Source organism: Flavobacterium sp. KMS, assembly GCF_000813005.1.
GTDB lineage: Bacteria > Bacteroidota > Bacteroidia > Flavobacteriales > Flavobacteriaceae > Flavobacterium.
Genome location: NZ_JSYP01000006.1, coordinates 89,470 through 101,905 on the forward strand (window position 1 = coordinate 89,470; position 12,436 = coordinate 101,905).

Consider the following 12,436-nt stretch of genomic DNA (forward strand, 5'->3'; position numbering starts at 1 on the left):
TTTTAAAATTAAATAAATTTTTACAGTATTTGATAGAATTTAAAAATTACAACTGAAATATTTTCAAAAAAGAGATACTGTCATAAAAATGATTATATAGATCCAAAAGTTATATAGTATTGTAAAACTAAAACCATAAAAAAAACTTTTTGAATATGAATCTTTACATATGGATGATTTTTTAAAGATAAGCCTTAAAGCTCTAAAAAAAATCCAATAAAGCATTGCAATAAAAGTTAGAATAGAAATCCATATTATTGCTCCAAAAGCCCAAAATAAATAACTGATTATAATTGCCATAAAAAACCATAAAATCAGACCGATAAGAGCTCCTAAAATGCCTTCGCCAACATCAGGAGCAGAAGATAAACTTCCTTCTGCAGCTAAGTCTCTTAAAAAATCTAATTTTTTTGATTCAAAACGATCAGTTATTTTGCCTAAATTATCTTTTATTTTTACTCCTCTATACAATCCAATTGAAATAAATAAGAAAAAAGCTAAGGATAAAATTGTTGTAGATAGTAATGAATTTTCAAAAACAGAATTATGATTTCCAAGGCCAAAAAGCCAAACAGATAGGATTGTTAAGCTTATGACAATAAGAGTAATTATAAAGATGTTCTTGGAATTAAGAATTTTATAATTACTCTTTGATTTATATTTGATTGTTTTTTTCAACTTAAAAAAGTGACTGAATACTGTAAACTATTGTGCTAACCAATTCTTAAAATCAAAGAAATTTTGGGGAGCAACTCCATGTCCAACTGGATATTCTTTATAAGAAACAGGAATATTTAGATTTTCTAGAATTGCAGGTGTTTTTCTAGCCCAATCAATAGGGATTACCTGATCTACAGTTCCGTGTGAAGCAAATATCTTTAAGTTTTTAAAGTCGTTTTTCTCGTAACCATCTTTAATGATTTCATCATTAAAATAACCACTCATTGCAACTACTCTCTGGATTTTTTCAGGATAAGAAAGCGCTGTTGCATAACTTAAAATAGATCCTTGGCTAAAGCCAATTAAAGTTATATTGTTTGAGTCGATTGGATAATTTGCAGTTAACTCATCAATGAAATTTGCAATTAAATCACGTGATGTTTTAGCTTGTTCGTTATCAGAGAATTTGTTTTGATCTGCATCAAAATTAATGGCGTACCATGCATAACTGCCATATTGTAAGTCATAAGGAGCTCTAGCCGAAATAACATAATAATTATCAGGAAGTTCGCTGGCAAAAGAAAATAAATCTTCTTCGTTGCTGCCATATCCGTGAAGTAATAGTAATAGTGGGTTTTTGTCTAAGATAACTTTTGGTTCTCTTATTTTATATTCTAAAGATAAATTCATTCTTTTAATGGTAAATTGTGAGTTGTAAATTGTGAAATGCAGTTGTCGGCTCTTAGTTTATATCTGAATTTAAAAATCAAAGACTAACCGATGCTTTTAAACCATTTTTGAAAAAGTGCACCTACTAATGGTATTGGTTTTGTTTGCCCTTGTATAGCGCTGAAAATCCCGTATGTCCATAAAATAGAGATACAAATCCACATTGGGAAAGTAATCATAAAGCTGTCAAAGTTGCTTATGATAAGTCCGAAGGAGATAAAAGTTAATGATAACCCTAACGCCTGACGTATATGAAAAGAAGCAAAGCTATTTTTATTTTCAGAGTTCATCGACATAGCGATTAAAACACCAATTATTAATATATAGCTGGTTATAGCAGGAGTTTTTCCTTCTTCGATTGAGTTGTTCATTCTTGTGTTTTATAGTTGTTTTTAACAATTTGTTTTAAACCATTAAGAGATTAAGAAAAATTAAGTTGACTTTTCTTAATTCTTTAATGATTATCTTTTTTGCATCAAATTGTTCAGATTAAAAAGGTTTTTCGACCATTGAGAAATTAGGTATATTAATTAAACTTAATTTTTCTTAATCTCTTAATGGTAAAATTTTAATTTTTTATTATTTTTCTAATACCAATTGATTCTGATTCACGATTCCGTAAACTGAACCTTTTAATTGTGTTCCTAAAAAGGCAGAATTTTTAGATTTAGATAAGATATTTCCTTTTGCGAAAATACTTTCTCCATTAGGATTAAACAACGTGATATTTGCTTTAGAACCTTCGGTAATTGTGTCGTTTTTAATACCAAAAACTGACTTTCCTAGAGTTAGTTTTTCGATTACAGTTTCTAGAGGTAATACAGTTAGCAAAGCACCAAAAGCACTTTCTAGACCAATTGTTCCGTTTTTCGCCATATCAAATTCCATTTTTTTGAATTCAATATCAATCGGGTTATGATCAGATGTAATCATATCGATAGTTCCGTCTAGAACACCATTAAGCAATGCTTGTCTGTCAGTTTCAGTTCGTAATGGAGGCGTAACTTTAAAACGGGTATCAAAACCTTCTAATTTTTCATCGGTTAAAACCAAATGATGTACAGCAACACTAGTTGTTACGTTTAGTCCTTTTGCTTTAGCATCTTTAATTAATTGAACCGATTTAGCAGTCGAGATAGTTGGAATATGAAGTTTTCCTCCTGTATATTCTAATAAAAATAAGTTGCGAACGATTTGTAATTCTTCAGCAAGATCTGGGATTCCTTTTAATCCTAATTTTGTTGAAACGATTCCTTCATTGGCAACACCATTTCCTTTTATATTTTGATCTTGCGAGTAAGCAATTACCAAACCATCAAAATCTTGTACATATTGCAATGCAATCTTTAGCAAGTTGGCATTGTCAAGGCTTTTATTATAATCACCAAAAGCTACCGCTCCTGTTTTTTTCATGTCAAATAGTTCAGCCATATCCTTTCCTTCGCTAGCTTTGGTTAAAGCTCCTATTGGGAAAAGTTCTGTAGCAAAACCATTGGCTTTGTTTTTTACAAAATTAACTTGTGATTGGTTATCAATAATCGGGTAGGAGTTAGGTTGTAAAGCAATGGCGGTAAATCCACTTTTTGCAGCTACATTTAATCCGTTTGAGATTGTTTCGCGATCTTCATAACCTGGTTCTCCAAGCGAAACGCTACTGTCAAACCATCCTTGCGAAATATGTAAATTGTCGAGTTTTATCTCTTCGGCATTTTCAGTATTAGGAAGCGAAGTTCCTATTTTTTCGATTAAACCATCTTTAATTAAAATATCTGCAGTCTTATTATGAAACGGACTTTTAGAATCTATAATTTTTGCTTCACGGATGATTATTTTCATATGTAGATAAATTTATTTTAATTGTAACAATTAAGTTTTAAAATAGTAAAGCTTAATTTATTTGAACCATTAAGGAATTAAGTTGATAAAGGAAAAACTTAATTTTCTTAATGTCTTAGTTGTAAAAAAATTACTTCACAAACCTGATAATTGCCATTTCTAATGCTAAAAATAACAGTGCAAAGATAACAAACCATTTCCAAATTTGATTGTCAGTTCGTTCAGTTTGTAAGGTGTTAAAAATAGTCGAAATCGTATCGGCAGTTTTGTAATCAGAAACTAGATTTGAATTGACTTGACTTAAATCGCTTTCGCTTCGTTTGTAATTAAAACTTACGTTCTCTAATGCTTCTTTTTTATTGTAAATAGTATAATTACCAGCTTTTTCAGGATAATCGTTGAAAACGATTTTTACTTTATTATTTAAAATCTGTTGAATAGGAATAAACTGTTCGTCAGTTCCTCGTACTTCCAGAATTGCATCTTTAGATAATAAAGCTTCAACAAAATAAGGCTGATTATTACCAATTGTTATTGCTACTATTCCAGATTTCTGATTGCTTTGTGCCATTTTATAAAAAACAGGAACAATTAATGGTGATTGCTGAAAGTTAGAATTAATACTATTTATAGGTGCTGAAAAAACGGAAACTGCCGAAACTTGATTTTGTATCGAAGTTAAAAATGCACTTTGATCTTCATAGGACAAAGCCGATGAATAAGAACTTGTAATAGGGAACGAACTCTTTGTTTTTGGATATTGAAAATTCTTGATTTTATTTTCGAAAACACCCGAGAATATAGGATGATCAAAGTTGATTTTGGTAATCAGTTTTTCTTTGTTTTCAAGTGAACTCATTTGCACTTTACCAAAATTTGATAAAAACGAATTCATATTGGCTACAGCCATTTTTTCTGATGGAATAATAATAACGTTTCCACCTTTGGATACAAATGATTTTAAAGTGGTTTGTAATGCTTGAGGAATTTCTTCTAGCTCATTCAAGACAATTGCGTCTTGTTTATCCAGACTATTGTAATCAAGCGAACGTATATCAAAATTATGATAGTTGAATTCTTCAGATGTATAAATTCGAGATAAGAAATTGCTTTTTGCAGGATCTCCAATACTAATAACATTGGTTTTTTTAGGGTCAGAAATACTAAAATACAATCTATTGTCGTATTCTAAACCATTGTCTTCAATAGCTACATAGCCATGAAAAGCTTGTTTAGGAATAGTAAAATTGACTTTTTTCTTTTTAGTGTCAAAGTTTACAATGGTTTTAGCTATTAGTTTGCTGTTGTTGAATAAAGACATAGAAATAGGTTTGAAATCATCACCATAACCAGATAAATTAATACCTATATCATAAAAGTTATCCAAAGTTTGATTGATAAAAACGCTATCAATCGCCACATTATTTTTTTGCTCTGCTTTTGGAATTATAAAATACGGAGCATCTTCAGTGTTTATATTTTTTAATTGTTTTTCGTCCAGTCCTACTGCATCTGTAATAATGATAATGTCTTTTTTAAAGGCCGATTTGCGAGCTTTTACTTTTGCCATTATATTGTCCAGTTCAAAAGGAGTTGCGCTATAATTTAGACTTTGCAATGAGTTACGAACTGATTTTATGTCGGTATTCCAATAATTATCAGTGTTAGTCAATAAAGAAAATTGAGTATTTTCGGGCGTATTCTCTAATAATTCCTGAACGGCACGTTTTAGTAGTTCGCCTTTTTTACCTTTTGCTTGCATACTAAACGAGTTATCTAGAATGATATACATTTCGTTATTGGCATTTTTACTGTCTTTGGCGGTAAAAAAAGGTTGAGCAAAGGCAAGAATAAGGCAAGTAAGCAACAATAATCGAGAAGCTAGTAATAGCCATTTCTTGATTTTAGAACTTTTTCGGGTTTGAATAGAGAGTTTTGCTAAAAGTCGAACATTGGTAAAATAGGACTTTTTAAAACGGCGTAATTGAAATAAATGAACCAAAATAGGAACAATCAATAAGAACAGAAAGTATAAAATTTCGGGATGTTTAAAATGCATTCTAAAGTTTAGTTTATTTCACTACGTTTTATTTTTCGCGAAGATGCTGGTCAAAAATACAAATTTGTTTAGAGTTAAAGGTTTTAAAGATTATTTTTTATTGAAAATAAGTATGTTGCTCAGTTTTTATCTAATCAAAAAAAGCAAAATCTCCCACATTTATATTACCTATTAGGTGGTTAGTAAATTCTTTTTTTGCAATATAAAAATATCCTTCAAGATGAGGCGTTTTGTCTCCTTTTTTTATAATAGAATTATCTTTGTCAACTTCTATAACTATAGTATTACTTTCATTATTTAAAAAAGTGCAATATTTCAATAACTTATCATCATTTACCCAAGTATAAATAATTATATTTTTAGAAAATACTTTGCTTTTAGTTATAATTGGTTTGCCATAATCTGAGATTAATAGATGAATGAATTTGTTTGAATTTTCTAAGCTAATTTCATCAATTAATCCACTCACTAAGATTAGTTTATTGTCTAATGTAGTCAGTACGTTTATAGCTTGAAAAGGAAATTTTTCATACACTGCTACGGTATCTATAGAAGAGTAATTCTTTTTAGTATATACAATCCATTTTGAAGTTTTGTTTTTTGTAAAATTAGAATTATCAAGCGTACCATCATCGTTAATAAATAGTGTGTCTTTCTTAATTAATTGCGTATGTAAATCAATCCCTAAATTATTATTTATAGGGATTTCATAATATTCGGGATTATTTTTCAACTTATATTTTTCAGGAAAAAAAACGGGAATGTTCAAATCAAATATTTTATTTTTAAGATTTAAAGGCTTTTCTCCAAATATTTCTGGTTGTTGAGCATTGCAACTAGAAATAATCATAAGTAATAATAAAACTGAAAGTTGTTTCATTTGTAATGTTTTGATTTAAAATAAAAAAGAAGAATATTCTTAATTAAAAACAAAAGTACAATTTAATTTTTGAGATTCCATTTGTTATAAAAAAAACAACCTCTATTGATAATATTGAGTATTTTAGCATACTCAAAAAACATTTTTATACTATGAAAAGAACATATATACTACTTTTAGTGGCTTTTGCTGTTACAAATTTAAAGGCGCAAAACAAAGTTAATTTATTAGTAGGAACTTACACTAATAGTTGTGATAGCAAAGGTATTTATGTGTATGAATTTGATACCAATTCGGGTGAATCTAAATTAAAAAACACTTCAGAAAGTACCGTAAGTCCAAGCTATTTATCGGTTTCTGCAGATAATAAATTTATTTATGCTGTTAACGAAAGTGGAGCAGAAAGTACAGTTAGTGCTTTTGGATATGTACCTGCATCAGGAAAGGTTACTTTTTTGAACAAGCAAAAAGCAATGGGGGCAGATCCTTGTTACTTAATTAATGATGGAGAAAATGTAATTACAGCTAATTATTCTGGAGGAAACATCTCAGTATTTAAAAAGACTGCCGAAGGAATTTCGGAAGCAAAACAAGTGATTCAACATACAGGAAAAGGAGTTAACTCACAAAGACAAGAAGGTGCTCACGTGCATATGGTTTATTTTTCGCCAGACAAAAAATATGTTTTATCGAATGATTTAGGTCTTGATAAAGTTTTTATCTACAATTACAATCCAACTTCAAAAGATAAAGTTCTTACCTTAAAAGGAAGTGTTGATGTAAAAGCAGGAAGCGGCCCAAGACATTTAACGTTTAGCAAAGACGGGAAGTTTGTGTATTTAATTCAGGAATTAGATGCTACCTTAACTACGTTTAGTTATGATAAAGATGGAAGTTTGAAATTAATCGCTGAAACAAATATTCTTGCTAAAGATTTTAAGGGAGGAACAGGAGCAGCAGCTATCAAAATTTCGCCTGACGGTAAATTTTTATATGTGTCTGATCGTGTAGATGCTAATAATATTTCAGTTTATAAAATTCTTAAAAATGGAAAAATTGAATTAGTAGAACAAGTAAGTACCTTAGGAAAAGGGCCAAGAGATTTTTCTATAGATCCTACAGGGAAATTCCTTTTGGTAGGACATCAATACACCAATAATATTGTAGTTTTTAAAAGAGATAAAGCAACAGGAAAACTTACAGATACAGGAAAGAGAATTGAGTTGTGTGCGCCAGTTGGTTTAGTTTTTACGAAGATTTAGTTTATTAAAGGTTCAAAGGTTCAGAGTTACAAAGGCTAAAAGGTTTCTCTGTCTTGTGCGTAAAATATAAAAAGAAAAAAATCCAATAAAAAAATTCCAAATTCCAAGCGTAACAGCATTGGAATTTGGAATTTTTAATTTTTGGAATTTAAGAAAATCTATTTGTTCTTATCTTTTCTTTTCTTATCTCTTGTTTTTAGCATGTTTCTGTTAACAGATCCGTGCGTTTTCTTTTTAGTTTTAGAAGGGCCTCCCAAGTTGATTTTCTTGTTCTTTTTGGCTTTATCATGAAAAGCTCCATCACCATCAAGTTTTTGTTTTTTCATCAAGAACTTAACGGGTTGTCTGTCTTTTTCAGGCTCAATTAGTTTAATAGAAACTTCTACTTCTTCAGGGAAATCGGCAATCTCAAGTTCTCTGTTCATTAAAACTTCTACTTCTACTTTAAACTCCTCTTCACGTGGCGTGATAAAGCTTATTGCAGTTCCTGTTGCATCGGCACGACCAGTTCTACCAATTCTGTGCATATACAATTCAGGGAATTCAGGAAGTTCAAAGTTTATAACGTGAGTAATATTAGAGATATCTAAACCTCTCGCCATAATATCGGTAGTTATAAGTCCGCGTAACGTTCCTTCTTGAAAAGAAGCCATTGTGCTCAAACGATAATTTTGTGATTTATTAGAGTGAATTACTCCAAACTGACCTTCAAAATCTTCTTCGATACGGTCATGAAGCATATCCGAAATCTTCTTATTGTTTACAAATACCAAGACACGACTCATGTCTTCGTTAGTTTGTAATAAGTGTTTCAGTAAGTTTACTTTGGTATTAAAGTTAGGAACGTTGTACGTAATTTGTTCAATGTTCTCTAATGGTGTTCCAGATGCTGCAAGGGTAACTTCTTCAGGGAAATCAAAAAAGTCATTTAAAACCGCATCAACTTCATCTGTCATCGTTGCAGAAAACAATATGTTCTGACGTTTGGTTTTCATCATTGCCAAAAGTGCTGTTAATTGCGTACGGAAACCAAGATTAAGCATTTCGTCAAACTCATCAATAACTAGTTTTTGAGTTTCATCAAAACGAACAACTGCATCTAAGGCTAAATCCATAGTTCGTCCTGGTGTTCCCACCAAAATATCGATTCCTTCGTAAACAGCTTTCTTTTGTGTATTGATATTTACACCACCAAAAATACCTAATGTTTTAACCGACATGTATTTGGTTAACTTTTCAACTTCTTCTACAACCTGAACTACTAATTCACGTGTTGGAACAAGGATTACAATTTTTGGTGTATTGGTTGGAGTAAACTTGTATAGTTTTAATAAAGGCAATAAATAGGCAAATGTTTTACCTGTACCGGTTTGTGCAATTCCCATCATATCACGACCGGACATAATTACAGAAAAAGATTTTTCCTGGATAGGAGTAGGCGTAACGAAGCCTAATTCATCGATTGCTTTTTGTACGGATTTAGGAAGATTGAATGTCTCGAAAGTGCTCATTTGCATTAAATTTTGTGCAAAGGTACATTAAAATGATGGTTAGTTCACTAGAATCTTGGAATCATCTGTTGATTTAGTGATATAACAATCTAATTATCAATCTTAAAAGCCTTCAAAAACGCCTAGTCCAAATAATGCAAAATCGTATTTTACTGGGTCAAGTGGATCCATTTTGCGGAGATTTAAATCTAGTTCTGCCAGTGCTTTACTATCGTTTTGCTTTCGCGAAAGCAGTTCTAGTTTACGAGCGACATTTCCAGAATGTACATCAAGCGGACAAGAAAGTTTAGCAGGCGAAATATTTTTCCATATTCCTAAATCTACTCCTTTTGTATCTTGGCGAACCATCCATCTTAGGTACATATTAATGCGTTTGGCTGCCGAATTGTTTAAAGGGTCTGAAATGTGTTTTTGAGTTCTTTGTAAATGATCGATTTCAAAGAATGCTTTTTTAAATTCGTGAATACTTTTTTGTAAACTATCTTTTTCCTGATTTTTAGAGAAAATAGCTTCTAAGCCGCCATGATTTTTATAAATGTGTTGCAATCCTTTTATAAAGCTGCCAAAGTCTTTTCCGTTGAAGGTGCGGTGTACAAAATTTTCTAATCTTGCTATGTCTTCATCGCTGTGGCTCATGATAAAATCGTAGGGCGTGTTACCCATTAATTCCATCATTTGGTGTGAGTTTTTAATAATCATTTTGCGATTTCCCCATGCAATTGTTGCACTCAGGAAACCAGCAATCTCAATGTCTTCTTTTTGCGAAAATAAATGCGGAATTTGCACCGGATCACTTTCTATAAAATCCTGATTGTTATATTGAATGACTTTTTCGTCAAGAAAATCTTTAAGCTCAGTTTGATTCATTTGATATGTTTTTGGCGTAAAAGCCGTCTTTTAAATTAGTTGTTCGCATTTGAGGTTTTATCTTGTAATAAGCCTCAAAATATTTAATCTGTTCTTTATTAACACAAGGTATTGCGCCATCTCCAGTTCCCCAGAAAAAAGAATTATCTACAGGAGAATTGTATCGTAAATTGCCATTTATGATAGGTTTATATTCGGTATCAAATTTGGAGTTTTTATATGGATAAACGATGTTGCTTATAGAAAAAGTACTATTGCTCGTTAAAAAAGTATTTGTTGTAAATACTTTTAAATTAATTGGAAAGATTACAATAAATGCCAGTATTGATAATGATATATAAAGAACAAGAATAATCCTGTTTCGATTATTAAGAATAAGACTCGCCATTAGAAATGAAAATAGCAATATGAAATTCATGAAGAATCTATATTGTGGTGAAGATAATAAGAGCAATATTATTTGAAAAACAAAAACGCCATATAAAACCCAAAATGTTTTTTTATTGAAAAATTTAAAGATAAAAAAAGGCATGATTATAAGTAATAATACAATCAATTTATTAAATAAGCCATGTAATGCGGGTCTTGAAATCCATGTTTTAAAGATTTCGAATACACTCATAGTATCGAATTCATTCTGTGTAATCGAAAAAGCTGCCCGTTTAGTTTCATCATAATAAAAATGCACCATTGATACAGGAATTTGAAAATCAAAATGGAATATATTTAGTGTTATAGGGAATAAAGGATATCCGCTAATAATGGTGTTTTTTATTAAAAATAAAGAGAAAACAAGTATTCCAATGCTTAAGGGTTTTGCTATTCTTGGAATTAAAATTTTGTAGTGTTTTATAAATAATAACAGCGGAATCAAGATAAGTGCAATTGCTGTTGTTTTAATATATATCGCAAAAACAACTAGAATAAAAACGGTATTAAATGTCCCAATATTAAGATTTTTATAGCTGCTTAAGAAGCTGAAAAAGATAATCAGAGATAAGATATAAATAGGCAAATCGGGAGAAGGAGAACTAATAAAAGAAAAAAAGAAAAGATTTGCCAAAGGCAACAAACCAATAATAAGGTAATTGATTCCTTTATTTTTGAAATAAGAATTAAGATGTAAAATGGCATAAATATTTCCTAGTAAAAGACAAAATCCGCTTAAATCATTAAACTTATCATACAAGAACGAAAAATTAAATGCACTTTGGGTAATATGCCAACCACTTGTTTGGGCAAGAAAAAGATGCAAATTGGCAAGACCTTTTACAAAACCATATTCATTAATCCATTTAATGGTTTGTATGTAATAAGATTCATTATCTATTATGTAAGGAATTGATGCACATTGAGCTAAAATTAAAAGAGTTATACTAATTAAAGCTATTTTTAAGGATCTATCTAAAGATCGTAATTCTTTAAAAAATGAGGTATAAATAACTTTAATTTCATTTTTTAACTTTAGGCAGATTCCAATATTTGCTATTAAAAGAAAAAGATGGAACTCAATATTTATCCTGTCAAAAATAGCCCAAATACTCGCAAGAATAGTTGCTGTAAAAAGGCCTAGAATAGAGAGAATTATAAAGTTTGAATTCTTTAATCGTAGAATCTTATCAGTTCCTAAACCAAGATTTATGGTTGTGAAAAGAATATAAATCCAGCTTAAAAGAATTAAAATCATTTTAGGATATTATTTGCCCATCCACCATTACTAGTTTTCTGTCGGCCATATTAGCAAGTTCTTCGTTATGAGTTACGATAACAAAAGTTTGTCCAAATTCGTCACGAAGCTGGAAGAATAATTGATGTAAATTCTCTGCAGAATGAGTATCTAAATTCCCTGAAGGTTCATCGGCAAAAATAACATCGGGTTTATTGATTAGAGCTCTGGCAACTGCAACACGTTGTTGTTCTCCACCCGAAAGTTCATTTGGTTTATGATGTATTCTGTGAGATAAACCTAGATATTCTAAAAGTTTTTTGGCTTCTTTTTCTATTTCGCTTTTAGATTTATTGGATATAAATGCGGGAATACAAACGTTTTCTAATGCTGTAAATTCAGGCAATAATTGGTGAAACTGAAAGATGAAACCTAAATTAAGATTTCTAAATTCAGACAATGTTTTGTCTTTTTTACTTTTCTCTTTAAAATATCTAAAGTAATAAATAAATAGAGATACTATTGGTAAAAATATTGATACTAAGGTAACTGTTCCAAGCAAATCATCTCCTATTTTTGATCTAAAAAATAATAAGTATATGGCTAAAACTACAGCGTAAATCCCTCCTATCCAAGTAACAATTCGAAGCCTTTTTTCTTGTTTCGAATTATCATTTTCTACATCCTGAAGTGCTAAAATATTTTCTCCATTTATAGTTAGAGAGGATTCCTTATTTCTTTCAGGTTTGTCTAATGTTCCTAAAATTTGTAAAAGTGTTGTTTTTCCTGCTCCAGAAGCTCCAACGATAGAAACAATTTCTCCTTTTTTTATATGCAAATCAACTCCTTTTAAAACTTCAAGTTGATCATAGAATTTATGTATATTTTTTGCCTTTATCATTACGAAACTGTTTTTACAAAGAAACAAAGATTCTACCGATATAAAAATGTGTTGTAACAGAATTT

The 12,436-nt window shown here is 30.3% G+C and carries 10 protein-coding genes and 2 pseudogenes; 1 reads left to right on the top strand and 11 read right to left on the bottom strand.

Translation table 11 applies throughout. The annotated features are described in order from the left end of the window. Positions 1–63: 63 nt before the first annotated feature. The 6 genes from OA93_RS08075 to OA93_RS08100 form a co-directional block, all read right to left on the bottom strand. Positions 64–678, bottom strand: a complete 615-nt coding sequence (locus OA93_RS08075) for a hypothetical protein (RefSeq protein ID WP_039112643.1) — start codon at positions 676–678, stop codon at positions 64–66. A gap of 27 nt (positions 679–705) precedes the next feature. Continuing rightward, entirely contained in the window at positions 706–1,350 is a 645-nt protein-coding gene (locus OA93_RS08080) for an alpha/beta fold hydrolase (protein ID WP_039112644.1), read from the bottom strand. Between the two features lie 83 nt (positions 1,351–1,433). Beyond that, a complete protein-coding gene (locus OA93_RS08085) occupies positions 1,434–1,760 on the bottom strand; it encodes a membrane protein (RefSeq protein WP_039112645.1) in 327 nt (108 codons plus the stop codon). Positions 1,761–1,968: 208 nt separating this feature from the next. Beyond that, positions 1,969–3,225: a dihydroorotase gene (locus tag OA93_RS08090; RefSeq protein ID WP_039112646.1), complete on the bottom strand. Its 1,257-nt coding sequence runs from the start codon at positions 3,223–3,225 to the stop codon at positions 1,969–1,971. Between the two features lie 130 nt (positions 3,226–3,355). Then, a complete protein-coding gene (locus tag OA93_RS08095; protein WP_039112648.1) occupies positions 3,356–5,284 on the bottom strand; it encodes a BatA and WFA domain-containing protein in 1,929 nt (642 codons plus the stop codon). Positions 5,285–5,414: 130 nt separating this feature from the next. Then, complete coding sequence (locus tag OA93_RS08100; protein ID WP_039112649.1) at positions 5,415–6,164, bottom strand: hypothetical protein; 750 nt, start codon at positions 6,162–6,164, stop codon at positions 5,415–5,417. A gap of 152 nt (positions 6,165–6,316) precedes the next feature. Between OA93_RS08100 and OA93_RS08105 the strand changes: the two genes are divergently transcribed. Further along, positions 6,317–7,426 (top strand): lactonase family protein, encoded by a 1,110-nt coding sequence (locus OA93_RS08105; RefSeq protein ID WP_039112650.1) that lies wholly within the window; start codon positions 6,317–6,319, stop codon positions 7,424–7,426. Between the two features lie 158 nt (positions 7,427–7,584). Here the strand turns inward: OA93_RS08105 and OA93_RS08110 are convergent, their stop codons facing one another. The 5 genes and pseudogenes from OA93_RS08110 to OA93_RS25505 form a co-directional block, all read right to left on the bottom strand. Beyond that, positions 7,585–8,937: a DEAD/DEAH box helicase gene (locus OA93_RS08110; protein WP_039112651.1), complete on the bottom strand. Its 1,353-nt coding sequence runs from the start codon at positions 8,935–8,937 to the stop codon at positions 7,585–7,587. Positions 8,938–9,039: 102 nt separating this feature from the next. Beyond that, positions 9,040–9,804: a TIGR02757 family protein gene (locus OA93_RS08115; RefSeq protein WP_039112652.1), complete on the bottom strand. Its 765-nt coding sequence runs from the start codon at positions 9,802–9,804 to the stop codon at positions 9,040–9,042. Then, on the bottom strand, positions 9,791–11,491 hold the full coding sequence (locus OA93_RS08120) for a hypothetical protein (RefSeq protein ID WP_039112653.1): 1,701 nt from the start codon (positions 11,489–11,491) through the stop codon (positions 9,791–9,793). The genes OA93_RS08115 and OA93_RS08120 overlap by 14 nt, the downstream gene beginning before the upstream one ends. A 1-nt stretch (position 11,492) precedes the next feature. Beyond that, a pseudogene (locus tag OA93_RS25500) lies at positions 11,493–11,939 on the bottom strand (ABC transporter ATP-binding protein); the annotation flags it as partial. A 198-nt stretch (positions 11,940–12,137) separates the two neighbouring features. Next, positions 12,138–12,371, bottom strand: a pseudogene (locus tag OA93_RS25505) (ATP-binding cassette domain-containing protein); the annotation flags it as partial. Positions 12,372–12,436 lie beyond the last annotated feature (65 nt).